Annotated in this window: 18 protein-coding genes and 1 tRNA gene; 9 read left to right on the top strand and 10 right to left on the bottom strand. The window is 72.7% G+C overall.

Annotated elements, in window-relative coordinates:
* The first annotated feature begins 380 nt into the window (after nucleotides 1-380).
* The 4 genes from GFH48_RS31600 to GFH48_RS31585 all read left to right on the top strand — a co-directional run bounded on the left by GFH48_RS31600 (nucleotide 381) and on the right by GFH48_RS31585 (nucleotide 5,544).
* The gene (locus tag GFH48_RS31600; protein ID WP_153291508.1) at nucleotides 381-1,052 is read left to right on the top strand and encodes a FadR/GntR family transcriptional regulator; all 672 of its coding nucleotides are present in this window, start codon (nucleotides 381-383) and stop codon (nucleotides 1,050-1,052) included.
* Between the two features lie 391 nt (nucleotides 1,053-1,443).
* Complete coding sequence (locus tag GFH48_RS31595) at nucleotides 1,444-2,469, top strand: PAC2 family protein (protein WP_153291507.1); 1,026 nt, start codon at nucleotides 1,444-1,446, stop codon at nucleotides 2,467-2,469.
* 490 nt (nucleotides 2,470-2,959) lie between these two features.
* Nucleotides 2,960-4,708: a S8 family peptidase gene (locus GFH48_RS31590; protein ID WP_153291506.1), complete on the top strand. Its 1,749-nt coding sequence runs from the start codon at nucleotides 2,960-2,962 to the stop codon at nucleotides 4,706-4,708.
* Nucleotides 4,709-4,749: 41 nt separating this feature from the next.
* Nucleotides 4,750-5,544 (top strand): hypothetical protein, encoded by a 795-nt coding sequence (locus tag GFH48_RS31585; protein WP_153291505.1) that lies wholly within the window; start codon nucleotides 4,750-4,752, stop codon nucleotides 5,542-5,544.
* A gap of 74 nt (nucleotides 5,545-5,618) precedes the next feature.
* On the opposite strand, the gene mshC is transcribed toward GFH48_RS31585, so the two are convergent.
* The 4 genes from mshC to GFH48_RS31565 form a co-directional block, all read right to left on the bottom strand.
* Nucleotides 5,619-6,848, bottom strand: coding sequence for a cysteine--1-D-myo-inosityl 2-amino-2-deoxy-alpha-D-glucopyranoside ligase (mshC, locus tag GFH48_RS31580; RefSeq protein ID WP_153291504.1), 1,230 nt, complete (start codon nucleotides 6,846-6,848; stop codon nucleotides 5,619-5,621).
* Between the two features lie 469 nt (nucleotides 6,849-7,317).
* The gene (locus tag GFH48_RS31575; RefSeq protein WP_153291503.1) at nucleotides 7,318-8,145 is read right to left on the bottom strand and encodes an SCO1664 family protein; all 828 of its coding nucleotides are present in this window, start codon (nucleotides 8,143-8,145) and stop codon (nucleotides 7,318-7,320) included.
* The gene (locus tag GFH48_RS31570; protein ID WP_153291502.1) at nucleotides 8,109-8,699 is read right to left on the bottom strand and encodes a DUF3090 domain-containing protein; all 591 of its coding nucleotides are present in this window, start codon (nucleotides 8,697-8,699) and stop codon (nucleotides 8,109-8,111) included. The genes GFH48_RS31575 and GFH48_RS31570 overlap by 37 nt, the downstream gene beginning before the upstream one ends.
* 121 nt (nucleotides 8,700-8,820) lie before the next feature.
* On the bottom strand, nucleotides 8,821-9,507 hold the full coding sequence (locus tag GFH48_RS31565) for a histidine phosphatase family protein (protein WP_153291501.1): 687 nt from the start codon (nucleotides 9,505-9,507) through the stop codon (nucleotides 8,821-8,823).
* A 100-nt stretch (nucleotides 9,508-9,607) separates the two neighbouring features.
* Here GFH48_RS31565 and corA point away from each other — a divergent pair, with 100 nt between their 5' ends.
* Complete coding sequence (gene corA / locus GFH48_RS31560) at nucleotides 9,608-10,606, top strand: magnesium/cobalt transporter CorA (RefSeq protein WP_194280730.1); 999 nt, start codon at nucleotides 9,608-9,610, stop codon at nucleotides 10,604-10,606.
* Nucleotides 10,607-10,823: 217 nt separating this feature from the next.
* Here corA and GFH48_RS31555 read toward each other — a convergent pair whose 3' ends face one another.
* Together GFH48_RS31555 and GFH48_RS31550 are read right to left on the bottom strand one after the other, a co-directional pair.
* A complete protein-coding gene (locus GFH48_RS31555) occupies nucleotides 10,824-11,612 on the bottom strand; it encodes a ferritin-like domain-containing protein (RefSeq protein ID WP_153291500.1) in 789 nt (262 codons plus the stop codon).
* Between the two features lie 226 nt (nucleotides 11,613-11,838).
* Nucleotides 11,839-12,894 (bottom strand): LLM class F420-dependent oxidoreductase, encoded by a 1,056-nt coding sequence (locus tag GFH48_RS31550; protein ID WP_153291499.1) that lies wholly within the window; start codon nucleotides 12,892-12,894, stop codon nucleotides 11,839-11,841.
* A 151-nt stretch (nucleotides 12,895-13,045) separates the two neighbouring features.
* On the opposite strand from GFH48_RS31550, the gene GFH48_RS31545 reads away from it, so the two are divergent.
* Nucleotides 13,046-14,029: an aldo/keto reductase gene (locus GFH48_RS31545; RefSeq protein ID WP_153291498.1), complete on the top strand. Its 984-nt coding sequence runs from the start codon at nucleotides 13,046-13,048 to the stop codon at nucleotides 14,027-14,029.
* A complete protein-coding gene (locus GFH48_RS31540) occupies nucleotides 14,026-16,320 on the top strand; it encodes a helix-hairpin-helix domain-containing protein (RefSeq protein WP_153291497.1) in 2,295 nt (764 codons plus the stop codon). The genes GFH48_RS31545 and GFH48_RS31540 overlap by 4 nt, the downstream gene beginning before the upstream one ends.
* A gap of 115 nt (nucleotides 16,321-16,435) precedes the next feature.
* Here GFH48_RS31540 and GFH48_RS31535 read toward each other — a convergent pair whose 3' ends face one another.
* Nucleotides 16,436-17,149 carry a hypothetical protein gene (locus GFH48_RS31535; protein ID WP_153291496.1) on the bottom strand — a complete coding sequence of 238 codons (714 nt, stop codon included), beginning with the start codon at nucleotides 17,147-17,149 and terminating at the stop codon, nucleotides 16,436-16,438.
* Nucleotides 17,150-17,196: 47 nt separating this feature from the next.
* On the opposite strand from GFH48_RS31535, the gene GFH48_RS31530 reads away from it, so the two are divergent.
* Nucleotides 17,197-17,385, top strand: a complete 189-nt coding sequence (locus GFH48_RS31530) for a DUF5703 family protein (RefSeq protein WP_153291495.1) — start codon at nucleotides 17,197-17,199, stop codon at nucleotides 17,383-17,385.
* Nucleotides 17,386-17,538: 153 nt separating this feature from the next.
* On the opposite strand, the gene GFH48_RS39955 is transcribed toward GFH48_RS31530, so the two are convergent.
* The 3 genes from GFH48_RS39955 to GFH48_RS31510 form a co-directional block, all read right to left on the bottom strand.
* Nucleotides 17,539-18,657 (bottom strand): chaplin, encoded by a 1,119-nt coding sequence (locus GFH48_RS39955; RefSeq protein ID WP_228121038.1) that lies wholly within the window; start codon nucleotides 18,655-18,657, stop codon nucleotides 17,539-17,541.
* Nucleotides 18,658-18,838: 181 nt separating this feature from the next.
* Complete coding sequence (chpH, locus tag GFH48_RS31515) at nucleotides 18,839-19,072, bottom strand: chaplin ChpH (RefSeq protein WP_153291494.1); 234 nt, start codon at nucleotides 19,070-19,072, stop codon at nucleotides 18,839-18,841.
* A gap of 144 nt (nucleotides 19,073-19,216) precedes the next feature.
* Nucleotides 19,217-20,542 (bottom strand): M20/M25/M40 family metallo-hydrolase, encoded by a 1,326-nt coding sequence (locus GFH48_RS31510; RefSeq protein ID WP_153291493.1) that lies wholly within the window; start codon nucleotides 20,540-20,542, stop codon nucleotides 19,217-19,219.
* A 185-nt stretch (nucleotides 20,543-20,727) separates the two neighbouring features.
* Between GFH48_RS31510 and GFH48_RS31505 the strand changes: the two genes are divergently transcribed.
* Nucleotides 20,728-20,812, top strand: a tRNA-Leu gene (locus GFH48_RS31505).
* Nucleotides 20,813-20,981: the final 169 nt, after the last annotated feature.

The following is a 20,981-nucleotide window of genomic DNA, read 5'->3' as shown; positions in this document are numbered from 1 at the left end:
TCCCCATGGGGGCGTCCCGCTGTGACGGTCGTCTCCGAACGGAGTCGTCGCGGTGCGGCGGGCGTCCTCGGCCGGCGGTCGACCGGGCGTGACGGCGGTCCGCGAGCGACGGGCGTCCGCGATGGACCGGCCTCCGCCGTCGCGCGGACCTCACGCCGGGGAGGCGACGGCCCGGATGCCAGAGGCCGGAGGTCAACAGGCCGTGGCCGGGGGGACGTCGACCGGAACGACGAGGTGCGCCGGTGGCCCTCCGGCACACGATCCGGGGGCGTGCGCCCGATCCGGCCAGGGATTCTGTGTCCGGTCGGCCCCCGGACCCCACATAATGGCCTGAGACATCGGAGGTCTGTGGGACATCCGGAGTGACAGGGAGGTCCGCCATGGCAGTCACCGATGAGGCGATCGAGAAGATCAAGGACATGATCGTCTCCGGCACTCTGCGCCCCGGCGACCGGCTCCCCAAGGAGAGCGAGCTCGCCGCGGACCTCGGGCTGTCCCGCAACTCCCTGCGGGAGGCGGTGCGCGCGCTCTCCCTGATCCGCATCCTGGACGTGCGCCAGGGCGACGGCACGTACGTGACCAGTCTGGATCCGCAGCTCCTCCTGGAGGCGCTGAGTTTCGTCGTCGACTTCCACCGCGACGACACGGTGCTGGAATTCCTCGCGGTGCGCCGCATCCTGGAGCCCGCGGCCACCGCGATGGCCGCGTCCAGGATCAGCGAGCGGCAGTTGGACGTCCTGACCTCCCAACTGGACGCGCTCGGTGCCGCGCCCTCGGTGGAGGAACTCGTCGCGTGCGATCTGGAGTTCCACCGCGGAATCGTGCAGAGTTCCGGCAACTCGGTCCTGTGCTCCCTGCTGGACGGCCTGTCCGGGCCCACCACCCGGGCCCGGATCTGGCGCGGTCTGACCCAGGAGGACGCGGTCAGCCGCACCCTCCACGAGCACCGGGCCATCCTGACCGCGCTGCGCGACCGTGACGCGGAGGCGGCCCGCTCCTGGGCGACGGTGCACGTCGCGAGCGTGGAGCAGTGGCTGCGCAGCACGCTCTGACCGGCCGCCGCGCGGAGTCCCCCGGCCGGCCCGGCGGCGGCACCGGTGCGCCCGGCCCCCGCCCGCCCGCAGGCTCGGGGGCCCGTCCCCGCCGGGCCCCGCGCGCCCCTTTCCCCCAGGTCCAGGACGTCCGGCTCCGGCAGCGGACGCCCGGCGTCGGGGCGTCACGGGCACCGCTCCCCCGGTCATCGGACGTATCAACCCTCCGCGGGACGACGTACCAGGTCGCCGGGGAGGTTGGCCGGGGACAGCTCGGATGACTGGAGGGTGTTTCAGGGGGCGGAACGGGGCAGTGATCCGTTCACTCCCCTGTGCAAGGGGGCTGCGGAGGCACCCTCGGCACGCCGTAAGGTTGGGACGTACGCGAGGGCACGTCGGAAGGAGGCGCTGGGTGATCGAGCTGGAGGGGGTTCCCGAGCTGATCGACCCAGTCATGGTGGCCGCGTTCGAAGGCTGGAACGACGCCGGCGACGCCGCCTCCGCCGCGGTCGCGCACCTGGACAGGGAGTGGAAGGGCGAGGTCTTCGCGGCGCTGGACGCCGAGGACTACTACGACTTCCAGGTCAACCGCCCCACGGTGTGGCTGGACGGCGGCGTACGCAAGATCACCTGGCCGACCACGCGTCTGTCGGTGGTCCGGGTCGGCGGCGAGAAGCCGCGCGACCTCGTGCTGGTGCGGGGCATCGAGCCGTCGATGCGGTGGCGCTCGTTCTGCAACGAGCTGCTCGGCTTCGCGCACGAGCTGGGTGTGGAGCTGGTGGTGATCCTGGGCGCACTGCTCGGCGACACCCCGCACACCCGTCCGGTGCCGGTCAGCGGGGTCACCTCCGATTCCGACCTGGCCCGCACGATGGATCTGGAGGAGACCAAGTACGAGGGCCCCACGGGCATCGTCGGCATCCTCCAGGAGGCGTGCACCCACGCGGGCGTACCGGCGGTGTCGCTGTGGGCGGCCGTACCGCACTACGTGTCGCAGCCGCCGAACCCGAAGGCGACGCTGGCCCTCCTCAACCGTCTGGAGGACCTGATCGACCTGCGGATCCCGCTGGGCGAGCTGCCCGAGGACGCGCGGGCCTGGCAACTGGGCGTCGATCAGCTGGCCGCCGAGGACAGTGAGGTCGCCGAGTACGTGCAGACGCTGGAGGAGGCCCGGGACACCGCCGAGCTGCCGGAGGCGTCGGGCGAGGCCATCGCCCGCGAGTTCGAGCGGTATCTGCGGCGCCGGGACGGCGGGGGTCCGGCCGGCCCGGCTCCCGGCGGTCACGCCACGGCCGACGGCAGCGACAGCGCGTCCTATCTGCGGGACAACCCGGGCGCGCGCCCGAAGCCGCCCAAGCCCCCGAAACCGGACACCGAGACCGACACCGAGCGTGGCAGCGGCGGCGGCAGCGAGGACGAGGACTCGCCGGAGGACTGAGCGGGCGAGCGGGCGGGCTGTTCGAACAAGCGGGCAGAGCCGGCGATTCCAGCGGACGATTCGAGCGGACGGGGCGGTGCGCACACGGCGCGCCGCCCCGCCGCACGTCCGGCACCGCGTCGAGCGGGCGCCCGACGCCGCATGACACGCGGTCCCGCTCCGGAACGCCCGGAGGTCACTCCGTGCGGCGTCGACCACCCCTGCGCGCCGGCCATATGCCCCACGGTCCGCAGCCTTTGGCCTGATTCCGGCGTGACATCTCTTTCAAGACGAATTGCACAGGTTTCCCCATTCAACTTGTTTTCAAACCCAGTTGACGAAGACGGGGTGGACGAGCCGCCCCGGGCGTGCCAGGTTGTGCCCCGAAGGCGCGGCCCGGAGACGGAGACCGACACCGCGTCCTCCCGCGACACAGCACCCGCACGGACCGAGCGGCGCGACCGCGGGCGCCCGACAGCGCGCCCCCGGGGACCGAAGGGAGCGGCACGCGATGACCGATCAGGAACAGCCGGCACAGGGCCCGGGAACGACCGGGCCAGGGCCCGACGGAGCGGGATTCACCTATCGGGGGGCGGAACAGGAACTGATCGTCGTCGCCCGCCCCGAGGCCCGGCTGCGCGCGGGGACCGAGGGCGTCCACTCCGCGGCGGGCGCCGACGTCTCGGCCCTCGACATGTTCCTCAGCGACGAACAGCTCACGCTGGAGCCACTGTTCGGGGGCGAGGAGCGGCTCCGGCAGACCGCCGCGGCGAGCGGTGACGACGGCCTCGACCTCGCACTCTTCTACCGCATGCGCGGCGCCGGGAACCGCGCCCAGGAACTGCGCTCACGGATCGCCGCGCTGCCCGGCATCGACACGGCGTACGTGAAACCGGGCGCCGTCCCCGCCTCGGCGGGGCCCGCCGGACACCCCGCGGAGGCCGCCGACGGCGGGCGGCGGGTGAAGGAAGGCGCGCCCGTCACCCCGGACTTCACCAGCCGCCAGGGCTATCTTCGGCCGGCGCCCGAGGGCATCGACGCGTACTGGGCCTGGCAGCGGCCGGGCGGTACGGGCCGGGGCGTGACGGTGATCGACGTGGAGGGAGCCTGGCAGCTCGGTCACGAGGACCTGGCCGCGAAGCTCGCCGGTGTCGTCGTCGGCACTCCGCTGACGGACCTCGCCTGGCGCAACCACGGCACCGCGGTGATCGGTGTCATCGGCGCCGACCGCGACGAGTCCGGGATCAGCGGCATCGTGCCGGACGCGGTGACCGCGGCCGCGTCCTTCCAGGGCGTCGGCACGGCCGCCGCGATCCACGCGGCGGCCGACCGGCTGGGTCCCGGTGATCTCCTGCTGGTCGAACTGCACGCGCCCGGGCCCCGGTTCGACTTCGAACACCGCGACGACCAGCGGGGGTACATCGCGATCGAGTGGTGGCCCGACAACTTCGCGGCCATCCGGTACGCGACCGCCAAGGGCGTCCTCGTGGTCGCGGCGGCGGGCAACGGCGCCGAGTCGCTCGACGACGCGGTGTACGAGCGCCGCCCCGCCGAGTTCCCCGAGTGGTGGCGCAACCCCTTCAACCCCTCCCACCAGTCCTCCGGCGCGGTGCTGGTCGGCGCGGGCGCACCGCCGCCCGGCACGCACGGCCGCGATCACGGCCCGGACCGCTCGCGTCTGGCGTTCTCCAACTACGGCGCACGGGTGGACGCGCAGGGTTGGGGACGCGAGGTCACGACCACCGGCGGCTTCTGGGACCGGCCCGGTGATCTGCAGGGCGGCGCCGAGGAGACCGGCTGGTACACGGACACGTTCTCGGGCACCTCCTCCGCCTCCCCGGTGGTGGCCGGCGCGCTGGCCTCGCTGCAGGGGATGCTCAGGACCGCCGGACAGGAACCGATGTCACCGGAGGTCGCCCGCGCGGTGCTGCGGGCAGGCGGCTCCCCCCAGCAGGACGCGCCGGGCCGGCCCGCCTCCCAGCGGATCGGCAACCGGCCGGACATCAAGGCGGCGGTCACCCGTCTGCTGCCGGAGGCGGTCGGCTCGGGCCGGGCCGAACGGTACTGGGACGAGCTGCTGCCGTACCCGCGCGAACTCCCGCCCCGGCTCCGGCTGTTCGTGGCCGGTGACTGGCGCGGTCTGAACAACCCGTCCCCCGAGATCCGCCAGGCGGTGCACTCCGCCTTCGCGGGCGGACGGCCCGACGTACGTGTCTGGTTCTCGGACGACGAGATCGTCGGCCTGGTGGTCACGGGCTGACGTACCCGCAGAGTGCACGATTCACGGAAGGTGGCACCCGTATGAGCACCACCCCGCAGATGAGTCAGCAGCAGGGGCACCAGCACCACCAGCAGGGCCCGAGCACGGCACCTCCCCAGCCGTTCGGGCACCAGTCCGGACAACCCTTCGGGCAGCAGTCCCGGCAGCAGGCCGGGCAACCCCTGGGGCAGCAGTTCGGGCTACAGCCGGGCATGGGCCGGCAAGGGATCGACCGGTCCGGGGCCGGACAGCTGCCCTTCGAGCAGCAGCCGCAGCACACGCAGCTGACGCAGCAGCCGATCGGACAGCAGTTCCCTGAACAGCAGTTCCCCGGACAGTTCCCCGGGCAGCAACCCCTCTGGCAGCAGCCCCTCGGCCAGCAGCAGACGCCCCAGCAGATGTCGCCTCAGCAGATGGGGCAGCAGCAGATGGCTCAGCAGATCCCGCAGCACCTGTGGCAGCAGCTCCAGCAGATGGGACAGCAGCAGCCCTTCCAGCACCTGCTTCAGCAACTCGGCGGGCATCAGCAGGGACAGCTGCCCGGGCAGCTACCGGGACAGATGCCGGGACAGGGACAGCCGCTGGTGCCGGTGGGCGCCGTCGCCTCGCAGGCAACGGTCAGCGGGACCGCTCAGCACTTCTGGGACGTGGTGGCGCCGCTCCCGGGCCAGCCGTCCGTCCTCTACCTGTTCGTCGACAACGCCTGGCGTGCCCTGGTGAACCCCGACCGGATGACGCGCGACGGGGTCCAGCGGGCCTTCGCCCACGGACAGCAGGTCATCGGCGTCTACGACGGCGACAGCGGCACGGTGCGGGCCGTCGTCGTGAGCCAGTGACGGTCTGAGCGGAGGACAAGGGCGCCGGGCGGCACACCACCGCCCGGCGCCCCACGCGTTACGGAACCGAGCGGCTACAGGGCGACACCCAGCAGGGCGTCCACGGCGCGGGAGACCACGCCGGGGGCGCCCTCGTCCGTGCCACCCCGCTCGTGCTGGAGCGCGGCCCAGCGGTCGACCGCGGCGAGCGCGGCCGGCGCGTCCAGGTCGTTCGCCAGGGCGTCGCGGATCTCCTCGACGAGTGCCTCGGCGGACGGACCGTCGGGCCGGGACACGGCGGCGCGCCAGTTCTCCAGGCGGGCGACCGCGTCCGCGAGGACGGTGTCCGTCCACTCCCAGTCGGTGCGGTAGTGGTGGGCGAGGAGCGCGAGCCGGATGGCGGCCGGGTCGACCCCGTCGCGCCGCAGGCCGGACACGAAGACGAGGTTGCCCTTCGACTTCGACATCTTCTCGCCGTGCAGCCCGACCATGCCGGCGTGGACGTACGCCTTGGCCATCGGGAACTCGCCGGTGAGCACCTGGGCGTGCGAGGCGCCCATCTCGTGGTGCGGGAAGGCGAGGTCGGAGCCGCCGCCCTGCACGTCGAAGCCCATCCCCAGGTGGTCCAGGGCGATGGCCACGCACTCGATGTGCCAGCCGGGCCGGCCGCGCCCGAGCGAGCCGCCGTCCCAGCTCGGCTCGCCCTCCCTCGCGGTCATCCAGAGCATCGGGTCGAGCGGGTTCTTCTTGCCCGGACGGTCCGGGTCACCACCCCGCTCGGCGGACAGCAGACGCATCGTGGCGGCGTCCAGGCCGGACACCTTGCCGAAGTCGGGGTCGGACTCGACGGAGAAGTACACGTCCCCTTCGAGCTCGTACGCGGCCCCCGCGTCCCGCAGCCGCTCGACGAGCGGCACGATGCCGGGTATGGCCTCGACGGCGCCTATGTAGTGCCGCGGCGGAAGCATCCGCAGGGCGGTCATGTCCTCACGGAAGAGGGCGGTCTCCTGCTCGGCGAGTCCCACCCAGTCGACGCCGTCGCGCTCCGCACGCTCCAGGAGCGGGTCGTCGACGTCGGTCACGTTCTGGACGTAGTGAACCTGCCGCTTGGTGTCGAGCCACACGCGCTGAACGAGGTCGAACGCGTTGTAGGTCGCCGCGTGACCCATGTGGGTCGCGTCGTACGGCGTGATGCCGCAGACGTAGATACGGGCGACGGGACCGGGGTCGAGAGTGACCAGACCGCCGGTCGCGGTGTCGTGGATCCGGAGGTCGCGGCCCTCGCCGGGCAGGGCGGGGACCTCAGAAGCGGGCCAGGCATGCATGTCATGAGCCTAACCGGACGGAACTTCCGTATACGAACCGGACCAGGACTGACGGCTCGTAAGGCCCTCTTGTGGGACGCCTCGCACTGTGCATCGGCGCCCCTTCCCGGCCCGCGCCGGAGCGGCGGAGCCGGGTCTCGGCGCAACCGACAGGCCCGCACACCTGCGCATATCGGGTCATATGACCGTACGTCGAGGGTGTTGTCGCACGGGTGTGCGCCGATGACGCCAGGAGAGCGGCACCCCCGGCGTGTATCAGGCGCACACACCCACCCGGCCGCATCCGCCACGTCGGGTTCCTCACATCGACGGGCGCTCCCGGCCCGCCGGGTGATCCCGCCCCGCAGGCGACCCCGGAAAGGTGACGGCGGCGGACAGGCGGCGGCCTCGGAGCGACGGCCCCACCCGGCCGACGGCCTCACACCGGTGGTGGCCCCACCCGGCCGACGGCCTCACACCGGTGGTGGCCTCACACCGGTGGCCAAGGAATCGCCGGCCACTCCCCGCTCGGTTCCGGATGCTTCCCCGAGGTGAGCATCGCCCCGACGCGGTCGCGCGTGGCGTCGATCTCGGCGGTGGTGATGAGTTCGGCCAGCCGGGTGGCGAGCGGGGCGCCGGGCGCCAGACCGTCCCGCAGCCCGGTAAGGACCTCGACCGCCTCCGGGGTCAGCGGCTCCCCGGCCCAGCCCCACAGCAGCGTGCGCAGCTTGTTGTCCGCGTTGAAGGTGACCCCGTGGTCGATGCCGTACAGCCGCCCCTCACCGGTGGGCAGCAGATGGCCGCCCTTGCGGTCGGCGTTGTTGATCACGGCGTCGAGGACGGCGAGCCGGCGCAGCCGGGTGTCGTCGGCGTGCACGAGCAGCGCCGTACGGCCCTCGCCCACCTCGGCGAAGCCGATGGCCTTCCAGCCCTCCGCGGGCTCCTCGTCGTCCACCAGGGCGAGCAGACCGGCCCCGTCGTCCTCCGGGGACGCCTCGACCCACAGCTGGCACATGCCCTCGCCGTAGGGTCCGTCGCGCAGCACGGTGGTCGGCACCAGCCCCCATCCGGTCGCCTCGGAGACCTCGTACGCGGCGACCTCGCGCTGCGCCAGGGTCCCGTCCGGGAAGTCCCACAGGGGGCGCTCCCCGGCGACGGGCTTGTAGACGCAGAACGCGTCGCGGCCCTCGTACGAGACGGAGCAGTACAGCACCGCGTTCGAGGCCTCACGGATCTGTCCGCGCACCTTCAGCTCGCCCTGGGCGAGCAGGTCGGCCGTGGTCACGCTCCGCGGCGGTATCCGTTCTGGCGCGGACATACGTGTCCTTCCGGGTCGAGCGGGAGGCTGCACAGCGGGCAGGGCGGCCGGCCGGCGTTGACGACATCGAGGGCGCGCTTGGCGAAGGCCCGGGCCTGCGCGCCGGTGAGCCGGACGCGGAGCATCGGCGGACCGTTCTCCTCGTCCTGGAGGAGCCGTTCCTCGGCGTCGGCGAGGTCCTCGTCGGAGTCGGCGTCGAGTTCCACGAGGGCCTGCGCCTCGACGATCATGCGCTGCTCGTCACCGTCCCAGGCCAGCGCCATGGTGCCGACCCGGAACTCCTCCTCGACGGGCGTGTCGAGGGGGGCGGTGTCGGACACCTCGCCCGAGGCGACGGCCGGGACCGGGGCGATGCCGCCGGTACGCCGTACGACCTCGTCGAGGAGTTCGTCCATGCGTTCGGCGAGTGCGGCGACCTGGGTCTTCTCCAGCGCCACGCTGGTCACCCGGGGGCCCGAGGAGGCCTGCAGGAAGAAGGTACGGCGCCCGGGCAACCCGACCGTACCGGCCACGAAACGGTCCGGGGGGTCGTAGAGGAACACCTGACGGGACACGTCCTGTCTCCATTGGATTCGGCATGCGGACCGGCTGACTGCGTCGGCCCGCATCGGTTGCTGACGACTTGCTGACAACTGATGCGCTGCTTCGACCGCTTCACCCTACTGCGGCCGACGATCACGGTGCGCCCGCACCGCCCCCGACCGGGGCGTCGCCGCTCGGGGGCTCCTCGCGCGGCGCCAGGGAGGCGAGATCGCCGGTGTCCCCGAGGCGGACGAGGAACGGACGCAGTCGTGTGTAGCGGATCGCGGTGATGGAACACGGTTCCACAGAGATCCGCTGGAAGAGATCCAGGTGAAGTCCGAGTGCGTCGGCGACGAGGGACTTGATGATGTCGCCGTGCGAACACATGAGGTAGACGGCGTCGCTGCCGTGGTCGCGCTCCACGCGCGCGTTCCACTCGCGTACCGCCTCGGCGGCACGGGTCTGCATGGCGCGCATCGACTCGCCGCCGGGGAAGGCGGCCGCGGACGGATGCGCCTGGACGACCTCCATCAGCGGCTCGTCCCTCAGCTCGGCGAGCTTGCGGCCGGACCAGTCGCCGTAGTGCGCCTCGCCGATGCGCTCGTCGGTGTGCGCGCGCAGCTCGGGCCGGGCGTCGAGCAGCGGCTGCACGGTCTCCTGACAGCGCTGCAGGGGGCTGGTGACGACTTCGGAGAGCGGCAGCGCGGCGAGCCGCCCGGGCAGCGCCGCGGCCTGCTGGGCCCCGCGCTCGTCGAGGGCGACGCCGGGGGTCCAGCCGGCGAGCAGACCCGCGGTGTTGGCGGTCGAGCGTCCGTGCCGGACGAGGATCAGGGTGGGCATGCGAACCAGCGTAAACGGGTGACGCCCGGACCCGGCGGGGCCTGTGGACAACCGCCGCCCCGGCGTGCGCGCCGGCCGGGGCGGCGGGAGAATACGCTCCGTGATCGTCGACTGGGCCATCTACCGCGCCGGGCGCCGGACCGAAGGCCCCGAGGACCTCTCCGACGCCCTGGACACGGCGCGCGCCGAGGGCGACGCGTTCGTCTGGATCGGGCTGAACGAACCGACGGAACAGGAGTTCGATCTCGTGAGCAGCGAGTTCGGACTGCATCCGCTGGCGGTCGAGGACGCGTTGAAGGCGCACCAGCGGCCCAAGCTGGAGGTCTACGACGACTCGCTGTTCATGGTCCTCAAGCCGGTCTGCTACGAGCCGGAGAGTGACGTCGTCACCGCGGGCGAGGTGATGGTCTTCGTCGGGGATTCGTTCGTGGTGACCGTCCGGCACGGCGAGAGTTCACCGCTCGCGGCCGTACGACGCCGTCTGGAGGCGGATCCCGAGTCGCTGCGGCGCGGGCCGACGACGGTGCTCTACTCGATCGCCGACGCCACGGTGGACCACTACCTGGAGGTGGCGACCGAGCTGGGCGCCGACCTGGAGGAACTGGAGGCCGAGGTCTTCTCGCCGTCCGTCGGGGGCTCGCGGAACACCGCGTCCAGGATCTACGCCTTCAAGCGGCAGGTCATGGAGTTCCGCCGGGCGACGGGTCCGCTGGCCGTGCCGCTGACCCGGCTCGCCGGAACCGGCGCGACCGGAACCGCGGTGCCGTTCGTGAACGCCGCGGCGCAGCCCTTCTTCCGGGACGTCAACGACCATCTGACGCGGGTGAACGAGTCGGTGGAGGGTCTGGACCGGCTGGTGTCGGACATCCTCTCGGCGCATCTCGCGCAGATGAGCGTGCGGCAGAACGACGACATGCGGAAGATCTCCGCGTGGGCGGCGATGGCCGCGGTCCCCACCCTGATCGCCGGCGTCTACGGCATGAACTTCGACCACATGCCGGAGCTGCACTGGCTGTGGGGGTACCCGGCGGTGGTCCTGGGGATGATCACGCTGGAGATCCTGCTGTACCGGCTCTTCAAGCGGAGGGGCTGGCTGTAGCGACGAGTTCGCTCACGCACGGAGCGGCGACGGGGGAACGCCGAGCCGCGGGCACGACGGCGGGAGCGCCCCGGGGCCCCGGCAGGCGGCGGGAGCGCCCGGGTCCCAGGCGCCACGGCGGGAGCGCCCGCGATCGGCGTGTCGGCGGGAGCGCGGAGCGGGTACGCGGAGCGGCGACGGGGGGAGCGCCCGAGCCGGAGGTCCACCCGGCCGCGGATCACGCGAACTCGTGCGCCGCCGCCGGGGGACCGCCCAGCGCGTCACGCCGGTCGGGCATCCTCAGGGAGACCATGCGGCGCCAGCCGCCCGCCCGCTCGTAGGCGTAGACGGCGTGGACACCGGCGGTGAGCGTCGCCGCCTTGGTCCGGGGCCAGCCGAGGATGCGCCCCATGTGGGCCGTCACCGCGAGGCTCACGTCCCGGTAGACGCGGATCTCGGCGAGCGCGCAGGCGCGCAGCGTCCCCTGGATGGCGCGGCCGTGCCCGGCCGAGGCGAAGCGCAGCAGTTCCTCGTGGCAGTAGGCGAGATGGCGGTCCTCGTCGTCGGAGATCATGCGGACGGCGCGGCCGAGCTCGGGATGGTCCGCGAAGTGCCTGCGCAGCAGGTCCATCTGCTCGGAGGCGCGCTGCTCGGTGACCCGGCTGTGGGCGAGATAGGTGACGATGTCCCGCACGCTGAGCGGCCGCTCGCTCCTGAGCTTCTCGTGGGCGAGGCCGATGCCCCGGCGTTCGAGGAGCATCGTGTAGTCCGTGTCGGCCGGGACGGCGACCGGGGCGAGACCCCGCTTCCGCATCAGGGCGTTGAAGATCCGTCCGTGCTTGTCCTCGTCGGCGCCGTGCCGGGCGATCTTCGGCGCGAGCCCGCGTTCGTCCGGGGGGACGAGCGCGGCGATGCGCCCGTTCTCCCAGCCGCCCTGCGATTCCCCGCTGGCGGCGATGGAGCAGAAGAGCCGGAACGACTCGTCGTTGTCGAGGATCTCCTGGAACAGACTCTTGGCCGAAAGCATGACTCGCACCTCTCCGCAGGTTCCGCAGAAAACGAGTCAAATCGGATGCCGGGGGCCCGGCAACCGATGTGTCGGACAAATCCGCCGAACGAAGGAGGGACGGGGAGGCCGGGGGGCGTAACCGAGCGGGCCCCCGCGCGTTGTTCACGGTGACGGCCGTGGCGGGGAAGACCCCCCGAGCCCCCACCACGGCCGCGGAACTCTCCTGTCGAAGTATTCCGTCGCGTTACGCCAGACCGGCGCGCTCCAGGGCGTCGGAACCGGCCCGCAGCGAGGCGATGCGATCGTCCAGCGTGAAGCCCGCGGGCGCCAGGGTGAGCGTGGTGACGCCGGCCGCCGCGTACGCCTCCATACGGTCGGCGATGCGGTCGACGGAGCCGAGCAGCGTGGTCTGGTCGATCAGCGCGTGCGGGACGGCGGCGGCGGCGCCCTCCTTGTCGCCGGACAGGTACTTGTCCTGGATCTCGGCGGCTTCCTTCTCGTACCCCATGCGCTGGGCGAGCTGGTTGTAGAAGTTCTGCTTGCGGCTGCCCATCCCGCCGACGTACAGCGCGGTGTAGGGACGGAACATGTCGGCGAGCGCCGTCACATCCTTGTCGGCACCGACGGACAGCGGCAGCGTCGGGCAGACGTCGAAGCCCTCCATCGTCCGGCCGGCCTTCTCCCGGCCGGCGCGCAGGTACTTGATCGCGGTGTCCTCCAGGTGCTCGGCCGAGGGGAAGATCAGCAGCGCGCCGTCGGCGATCTCGCCGGTCTGCTCCAGGTTCTTCGGGCCGATCGCCGCGACGTACAGCGGGATGTGCTCGCGCTCGGGGTGCACGGTCAGCTTGATCGGCTTGCCCGGGCCGCCCGGCAGCGGCAGCGTCCAGTGCTCGCCCTCGTACGAGAGCCGCTCCCGGGTCATCGCCTTCCGTACGATCTCCACGTACTCGCGGGTCCGGGCCAGCGGCTTGTCGAACTTGACGCCGTACCAGCCCTCGGAGACCTGCGGCCCGGACACCCCGAGCCCGAGGCGGAAACGGCCGCCGGAGAGCGAGTCGAGGGTGGCGGCGGTCATCGCGGTCATCGCCGGCTGGCGGGCCGGGATCTGGAAGATGGCCGAACCGACGTCGATGCGCTCGGTCTGCGCGGCGACCCAGCTGAGCACGGTCGCCGCGTCGGAGCCGTAGGCCTCGGCGGCCCAGCAGACGGCGTATCCGAGCCGGTCGGCCTCCTGGGCGACGGCCAGATTGTCCGCGTCCATTCCGGCACCCCAGTAGCCGAGGTTGATCCCGAGCTGCATGGCCGATCCCCTTACCCATCAGTAACGTCCCTTGTGCCGGAGACCCTAGCGCGCGGACGGGCATCCCGGCAGGAACGGGTCGCGGCTCTGATCATCCGGGTTGTCCACAGGGCCACCACGAGGTGAGTTCTGGCCAGTAATCTCGGCGTCCATGGAGCAGAGGCATCTCGGCCGTACCGGCCTTCGTGTGTCCCGGATCGGGCTCGGCACCCTGACCTGGGGCCGGGACACCGACGAGCATGACGCCGCGGAGCTGTTGAAGGTGTTCTGGGAAGCGGGCGGGAACCTCGTCGACACCGCGGACGTGTACGGCGACGGGGAGGCCGAGTACGTGCTCGGACAACTCATAGAAGGCCTGGTCCCCCGCCGTGACCTGGTCATCTCCACCAAGGCGGGCAGCGTGCCCGACCCGGACCGGCGGTTCGACGGCTCGCGCGGACACCTTCTGTCGGCGCTCGACGCCTCGCTCCAGCGTCTGGGCACCGACTACGTGGATCTGTGGCACGTGCACGCCTTCGACCCCGGCACCCCGCTGGACGAGACCCTCCAGGCACTCGACCTCGCGGTCAGCAGCGGCCGCGCCCGGTACGCGGGGGTGTCGAACTTCTGCGGCTGGCAGCTGGCCAAGGCGGCGACCTGGCAGCTCGCAGCGCCCGGGACACGGACCCGGCTGGCCAGTACGCAGATGGAGTACTCGCTGCTCCAGCGCGGCGTCGAGCGGGAGGTGCTGCCCGCGGCGCTCGACCTGGGCGTCGGGCTGCTGCCCTCCTCCCCGCTCGGCCGGGGCGTGCTCACCGGGAAGTACCGGAGCGGCACACCGTCCGACTCCCGGGGCGGCTCGGAGCATCTCGCGCCCTTCGTCGCCCCGTACCTGGACGACACGGCGAGCAGCATCGTGGACGCCGTGACGACCGCCGCGGACGGCCTCGCGGTCACGGCGCTTCAGGTCGCGCTCGCCTGGATCCGCGACCGCCCGGGAGTCGCCGCCCCGATCGTCGGCGCGCGCAACGCGCGGCAGCTCACGGGCGCTTTGTCAGTGGAGGCCCTTAGTCTTCCTGACGAGATCCGCCGGGCGCTCGACGATGTGTCGGCACCGGTGCACCACTATCCCGATCACGACTGGAGCACGCTGTGAGCACGGAGCCCGAGACCACGGAGGAAGCGGAGCCGGGGGCCCTGGGCGCCGCGGCGGAGGGCGACGCGCCCGGGGCCGGTGACGCGCCCGGGGCCGGTGACGCGCCCGGGGCCGGTGACGCGCCCTCCACAAGCGTGGACACCGGCGGAGCCGCCGCCGAGGACGGGTCGCCGAGCGCCGAGGGCCTGGCCGGGGGCGCCGGAGCCGGGACCGAGGGGGCGGCCGGCCAGCGGTCCGAGGCCGAGGCCGAGTTGGCGGCCCAGCGGTTGGAGCGGGAGCGGATCGAGCGGCGGAGGGCCGAGAAGCGCGGACCGATCTCCGCCGGTACGGGCCTCAGCGGGACGGCCGCCGACCTGCTGGCGGCGGTACGGGCCGTGGAGAGCGGTGAGAAGCCCGTGGTCACCGCCTTCCGCGAGCCCGAGCCGGCCCCGCGCGGGACCGTGCCGGAACCCGCGCGACGTCCGCGACCGGTGTCCGCCCCGGCCGCGCCCCCGGCGGCTGCGGTTCCCGCCGCGCGGACCGTCGAGGCCGTTCGTGCCGTCCTGACCGGCGGCGGCGCCCCCGACGGGCTCGCACCACAGGTCGTCGCCGCCCTGGGCGAGGGCGCGGACGGGCAGCTGCGCGAGGACCCCTGGCAGCTGCTGCGGGTCACCGGGGTGCGCCCCGAGCAGGCCGACGGGTTCGCCCGCGCGCTGCTCGGCGCCGAGTGTGGTCCGGACGACGAGCGACGCGGCCGCGCGCTCACGGTGTGGCTCCTCGAACAGGCGGCGCTCGCCGGACACACCGCCCTCGACGCTCCGGCGCTCGCCGCCGCGCTCTCCCAGCGCGCCGTCCCGGACCCGGACGCGGCCGTGCAGAGCACCCTCGCGGAGGGCGAGGCGCTGGTCTTCCAGGACGCGCTGGAGACGACGGCTCCCGCGGCGGCCCCCGCACGCGACACCGCCGAGGAGGACGACGGGGAGGCCGAGGAGCGCCCGGTGCGCGTCCTCGTGGGCCTGGAGCGGTACGCGCTGGCCGAGGAGAGTCTCGCCGACGGACTGGCCCGGGTGATGAACTCCGTGCCGAAGGACGACGGTTCGGCGGCCGAATGGGAAGAGGCCGCCGCCTCGGCGGGCCGCTCCGCCGCCGAGCTGATCCGCACGGTCGCCGGCCACGCCCTCGTCCTGCACACCGGCGGGGACGCCTCCCGGGCCGAGACGGCCGCCCTGTTGGGTGCCGCGCACGGTCTCGGCCTGCGTGCCTGGACCGCCACGCACACCGCCGGCGGCCATGACCTCCGCGCCTCCGGGCCGGCCCCGGGCGATCTGCCGGACGGGCCCGAGGGCGGGACGGACACCACCGTCGTCACCCTCGCGGATCTGCTGTCCGGCGCCGAGGGCCCGGGCCGGGACGCGGACGGCGCCCTGGACCTCGACCTCCTCGTCGTCCTCGACGCACCCCAGCTCGACGTGGAGACGGCGGCCCTGCTCGCCGAGTCGCTGCCGGACGGCGCGCGGCTGGTCCTGAGCGGTGACCCTGGAGTGCTGTGGTCCGCGGGTCCCGGCCGGGTCTTCGCGGACCTGCTCGCCGCCCGCGTGTGCCCGCAGGTCGCCTCGCGAACTCCGGACCCCGGACCCGTCGGCGAGCTGGTCTCCGGGGTCGGGATCGGCGAGCTGAACCAGGTCGAGGCTCCCGGCAAGGAGGTCGTGATCGTGCCGGTGCGCGACGCCGGTGAGGCGGTGCACCGCACCGTGCAGCTGGTCGCGGACTCCGTACCGCGCGCGATCGGCATCCCGGCCGAGCAGACGCAGGTGATCACCCCGGGGCACGGCGGCGCGGTGGGCACGCGCGCGCTCAACACCGCGCTCAAGGAACGGCTGAACCCCGGCCCCGGCCGCTTCGGGGGCTTCGACCCGGGTGACCGGATCGCGTACTCCCCCGCACCGGGCCGGACGATGCCGGGTCACGTGGTCAAGGCCGACGCCGACGGGCTGCACCTGGACTGCTCGGGCGCCCCCGTCGTCGTACCGAAGGAGCGGGTGGAGCACTCCGTTCGTCTCGGGTGGGCGCTCACCGCGCACCAGGCGGTCGGCCTGCGCTGGCCCGCCGCGGTCGTGGTGCTCCCGGGAGACGCCGCGGCCGCCCTGACCAGACCGTGGGTCTACACCGCCTTCGGCCGCGCCGAGCGCCATCTGTCCGTGGTCCACGGGGTGGAGCAGGCGCTCCAGCGGGCGGTGGCCGAGGTCCCGCAGAAGGCGCGCACCACGCGTCTGCCGGCTCTGCTCAGAGCACAGGTCCCGACAGCGGGCTGAGCCTCACGGGCCCACCTCGCGCGCAGCCCTCCCTCGGGGGCCTCGCGGGCGGGCCTCGCGGGCAAAAAGGTGGCGGCCACCGGGCTCCGGTGGCCGCCACCTCCTCGCGCCGGGGTCAGCGATCGGCGTCCAGGGACTCCAGGTCCGCGTCCTCGTCCAGTTCGGAGTCGGTGTCGGCGTCGAGGTCGTCGTCCAGGTCCTCGTCGTCCGACTCGTCGTCGAAGACCGCGCTGACGTCGAAACGGCAGACGACGCGCTGCGGGTCGATCGCCTCGAAGGGGGTCTCCAGCCACTCGCCGGGGTCGGCCGGGTCGTCCGCGGCCGTGACCCAGAGCGTGGAGTCGCCCTCCTCCAGGCCGAACTCCTTGTGCCGCGAGGCGATCTCGTCCGGTTCGAACTCGCCGAACAGGACACCGAGCGCCCCGTGGACCGTGCCGGACGCCGCGTCGAAGCCCGCGGCAGCGGTCGCGCCGTCCTCCTCCACCGCCTCCACCCGCTGGGCCTGCGCCAGCAGTCGCTGGGGCTCCGCCACCGAGTAGTCCCGGCGGATCAGGACGCTCAGGGCGTTCGGCTCCTCGGGGCCCGTGTACGGCGGCAGCGTGTCGTCGCCGGCGGGGATCTCGAAGGGGGTGACCTCGTCGTAGCGGTCGTAGAGCAGCTCGTCGTACTCCTCGGCCGCGGCGGCCAGCTCGTTGAACGCCTCGTAGACGGCCGGGTCGTCATCGCCCGACCTGCGCTCGACCGCGGCCAGGTGGCGGTCGAGCGCGGTCTTGACAGCCTCGGCGGCGGCGCGTACCTCGGCAGCGGTGGGCTGCACAGCATCAGACATAGTGCAGACGCTATCCGTACACGGCCTCTGCCCGCACAATAGATGCGATGCCGGAATACGAATTTGTCGACGTGTACGTGGCGCGCGGGGTTTCCCGCAAGGACGCCACACGCCTGCTGACGGACCATGCGGAGTACGGACACTGGGAGTTGGACCGCCTCAGCCTGCATCGCGACGGCAGCCGCAGGGTGCGGCTGCGCCGGCGGATCATCCGCCAGGTGCGCGCGACGTGGTGAGCGGGAGCGGATGAGACGGAGGGGGCCCCGCTGGTGCGGGGCCCCCTCCGTTCGCGGCGCCACCGGGGGACACGGGTGGTGTCGCGACAGCGCCTGCGCGAGTGCCCGCGCCGCCGTGTCCGTACCTGTCCCCCGGCCTGCCCGTCGTGCCGGTTACGCGCTCGCGCGCGCCCGGCGGTACAGCACCGCGCCCGCCAGGAGCGCGCCCGCGCCCGCCGGGATCACCGCGCCCAGCGGCAGCTCACTGCCGGTGTGGGCGAGCTGTGCGGCACTGTGCGGCTGCGAGACGGACTGCGTCCCCGGGTGGGCGGGGTACCCGGTGGACGGCGTGCCGGGCTGACCCGGGGTACCGGGAGTCGCGGGCTGACCCGGGGTACCCGGAGTGCCGGGCTGACCCGGGGTACCCGGAGTGCCGGGCTGACCCGGGGTACCGGGGGTTCCGGGCTGGCCCGGAGTTCCGGGGTGACCGGGGTGTCCCGGGTGACCGGGGTGTCCCGGGTGACCGGGGTGTCCCGGGTGACCGGGGTGTCCCGGGTGACCGGGGTGTCCCGGGTGACCGGGGTGTCCCGGGTGACCGGGCTCACCCGGGTACCCGGGGTGATCGGGGGGACAAGGGTGACCAGGCTCACCCGGGTGGCCGGGCTGGCCGGGGTGACCCGGGTGACCAGGCTCACCCGGGTGGCCGGGGTGGCCGGGGTGACCGGGCTGACCCGGGTGACCGGGCTGACCCGGGTGGCCGGGGTGCCCCGGGTGACCCGAAGGGGGTGTCTGGTGGCCGCCGCCGTGCCCGCCCGAACCGTTCTCGCACCCGTTGCCCAGCGCCCCGTTGCCGATACCGACCACGTTCACGCTGTTGCCGCAGGCGTTGACCGGCACGTCGATCGGTACCTGGACGTGGTTGCCCGAGCCGACGCCCGGGGAGCCGGCGGCGTGCCCGCCGGCGTGCGCACCGCCTCCGCGACCACCCCCGTTGCCACCTCCGTGACCGCCCCCGTAGCCACCTCCGTGACCGCCGGAGGACGCACCGCCGCCCTGGTTGACGCACGTGTTGCCGATCGCCGGGTTCAGCAACCCGACGACGTTCACGGTGTTTCCGCAGACATTGACCGGCACGTGCACCGGCGCCTGCACCGTGTTGCCCGACAGCACGCCGGGCGAGTTGGAACTGAAGCCGCTCGCACCCGAGTCGGCGTGCGCGTAGCCCCCGGTCGCGGCGATCACGCCGGTCGCGGCCGCCACGGTCATCAGGCCCTTGCGGGTGACCTGTCGCATAGCTGTTTTCCCTGCCTTAGCCCTCGGCTTGGACCATCCGGAAAGCGCGCGCACCCCTTACCGGCGCGTGCGCGAAGCCGGTCGGCCCCGGAGCGCATGGCGCGCGCTCCGGGGCCGACCGCTCAGCCCCTCATGGAGCCGGACCCTCGCGGAGCCGGACCCCAAGGGGTGGGGCACAACGTCAGTGGTTGATGCAGGTGTTGCCGAAGGCGGGGTTCAGCAGCCCGATCACGGAGACCGTGTTGCCGCAAACGTTCACCGGGATGTGAACAGGCACCTGAATGACGTTGCCGGAAACGACGCCCGGAGAGTGCACGGCGGCACCCTGAGCACCCGAGTCGGCGACGGCCAGGCCCGCACCCGCGAGAACCAGACCACCAGTGGCAGCCGCAGCAGCGACGACCTTCTTGATCATTATTCCTCCTTGTTGGCAATGCGATCCCAGCTTCGGATCGCATCACCTGTAACGAGGAAGGAGTAATGGAGCTACGAGCTTATGGTCGGATTCACTCGTGCCGGGCGGCCTCCGTACGCACGGTCGATTGCGGGCGTCAACACGTCAGGACGCCTCGATGAACCGGTCGAGCACGCGCACACCGAACTGCAGCGCGTCCACCGGTACCCGCTCGTCGACCCCGTGGAACATGCCCGCGAAGTCCAGCTCCGGCGGCAGTTTCAGCGGGGCGAAGCCGAAGCAGCGGATGCCGAGGTCGGCGAAGGACTTCGCGTCGGTGCCGGCCGAGAGCATGTACGGGACGGCGCGGGCGATCGGGTCCTCGGCGGACAGCGCGGTCTGCATGGCGTCGACCAGCGCCCCGTCGAAGGTGGTCTCCAGGGCCTTGTCCGCGTGCACGTCCTCGCGCCGGACCCGCGGGCCGAGGATCCGGTCCAGGTCGGCGAGGAACTCGTCCTCGTACCCCGGGAGATAACGCCCGTCGACGTGGGCGGTCGCCTGTCCCGGAATCACGTTGACCTTGTAACCGGCGCCCAGCTGCGTCGGATTGGCGGTGTTCTGCAGAGAGGCGCCGATGAGCTTGGCGATGCCGCCGAGCCTGGCCAGCGTCTCGTCCATGTTCTCCGGGTCGAGCTCGGTGCCGAGCGCGTCGCCGAGCTCGTCGAGGAAGTGCCGCAGGGTCTTGGTCACCCGGACCGGGAACTTGTGCCGCCCCAGCCGGCCGACCGCCTCGGACAGCTCGGTGATGGCGTTGTCCCGGTGGATCATCGAACCGTGCCCCGCGGTGCCGTCCACGGTCAGCTTCATCCAGTGCATGCCCTTCTGCGCGGTCTCGACGAGATACAGCCGCAGCTTCTCGTTGACCGTGAAGGAGAACCCGCCGACCTCGCCGATCGCCTCCGTGACGCCCTCGAAGAGGTCCGGGTGCTTGTCGACCAGGTGCCGGGCGCCCCAGGTGCCGCCGGCCTCCTCGTCGGCCAGGAAGGCGAGGACGATGTCACGGGGCGGCTTGCGCCCGGTGCGCAGCCGGTCCCGTACGACCGCCAGCGTCATGGCGTCCATGTCCTTCATGTCGACCGCGCCGCGGCCCCAGACCATCCCGTCCGCGATCTCGCCGGAGAACGGGTGGTGGGTCCAGTCCGCCGCGTTGGCCGGAACGACGTCCGTGTGCCCGTGGATGAGCAGCGCGGGGCGCGAGGGGTCCTCGCCCTCGATGCGGGCCACCGTCGAGGCGCGGCCCTGGTGGGACTCGAAGATCTGCGGTTCGAGCCCGACCTCGGCGAGCTTCTCGGCCACGTACTCCGCCGCCTTGCGCTCACCCGGCCCGGAGTGGTCGCCGTAGTTGCTGGTGTCGATCCGGATCAGCTCGCGACAGAGGTCCACGACCTCGTCCTCGCCGGAGACGCTCCTGGTCGTGTTCGACTCGCTCACGCTGCTTCCTCCCACTGTCACTGCTGGTGGTCCCCCTCATCCTCTCCCCCACCCCCTGCCCGGCCAAGGCCGGACCCGGTCCGTCACGCGCAGTTCACGCGGCGACGGGGCGTGATCGGAGGCCCTCGAAAGCCTGGTAATGTTTCCTGTGTCGCCGCGAGGGAAACCCGCGCGACAGACACCTTGTCCGGGTGGCGGAATGGCAGACGCGCTAGCTTGAGGTGCTAGTGCCCTTTATCGGGCGTGGGGGTTCAAGTCCCCCCTCGGACACACAGTGACGAGCGAGGGCCGCGACCGTGAGGTCGCGGCCCTCGCTCGTTGTGTTCGACGCGTCACGGACAGATGTGGGACAGATCTCGTCAGCCTGACATACCCCCACGTCAGAGCGTCGCCCCCGCACCGGAATGATCGATTCCGATGCCTCGCGCAGCCGCTTCGC

Source organism: Streptomyces fagopyri (assembly GCF_009498275.1).
In the GTDB taxonomy this organism is placed as follows: domain Bacteria; phylum Actinomycetota; class Actinomycetes; order Streptomycetales; family Streptomycetaceae; genus Streptomyces; species Streptomyces fagopyri.
Note: the sequence above shows the minus strand (reverse complement) of the source record. Positions and strands in the feature narration are given on the sequence as shown.

What these genes read in the sequence shown, in the direction of transcription:
- GFH48_RS39955 (WP_228121038.1), bottom strand. Translation starts at nt 18,657, where the DNA reads ATGCGACAGGTCACCCGCAAGGGCCTGATGACCGTGGCGGCCGCGACC.
- GFH48_RS31530 (WP_153291495.1), top strand. Translation starts at nt 17,197, where the DNA reads ATGCCGGAATACGAATTTGTCGACGTGTACGTGGCGCGCGGGGTTTCC.
- chpH (WP_153291494.1), bottom strand. Translation starts at nt 19,072, where the DNA reads ATGATCAAGAAGGTCGTCGCTGCTGCGGCTGCCACTGGTGGTCTGGTT.
- GFH48_RS31600 (WP_153291508.1), top strand. Translation starts at nt 381, where the DNA reads ATGGCAGTCACCGATGAGGCGATCGAGAAGATCAAGGACATGATCGTC.
- mshC (WP_153291504.1), bottom strand. Translation starts at nt 6,848, where the DNA reads ATGCATGCCTGGCCCGCTTCTGAGGTCCCCGCCCTGCCCGGCGAGGGC.
- GFH48_RS31545 (WP_153291498.1), top strand. Translation starts at nt 13,046, where the DNA reads ATGGAGCAGAGGCATCTCGGCCGTACCGGCCTTCGTGTGTCCCGGATC.
- GFH48_RS31535 (WP_153291496.1), bottom strand. Translation starts at nt 17,149, where the DNA reads ATGTCTGATGCTGTGCAGCCCACCGCTGCCGAGGTACGCGCCGCCGCC.
- GFH48_RS31590 (WP_153291506.1), top strand. Translation starts at nt 2,960, where the DNA reads ATGACCGATCAGGAACAGCCGGCACAGGGCCCGGGAACGACCGGGCCA.
- GFH48_RS31565 (WP_153291501.1), bottom strand. Translation starts at nt 9,507, where the DNA reads ATGCCCACCCTGATCCTCGTCCGGCACGGACGCTCGACCGCCAACACC.
- GFH48_RS31585 (WP_153291505.1), top strand. Translation starts at nt 4,750, where the DNA reads ATGAGCACCACCCCGCAGATGAGTCAGCAGCAGGGGCACCAGCACCAC.
- GFH48_RS31555 (WP_153291500.1), bottom strand. Translation starts at nt 11,612, where the DNA reads ATGCTTTCGGCCAAGAGTCTGTTCCAGGAGATCCTCGACAACGACGAG.
- GFH48_RS31550 (WP_153291499.1), bottom strand. Translation starts at nt 12,894, where the DNA reads ATGCAGCTCGGGATCAACCTCGGCTACTGGGGTGCCGGAATGGACGCG.
- GFH48_RS31575 (WP_153291503.1), bottom strand. Translation starts at nt 8,145, where the DNA reads ATGTCCGCGCCAGAACGGATACCGCCGCGGAGCGTGACCACGGCCGAC.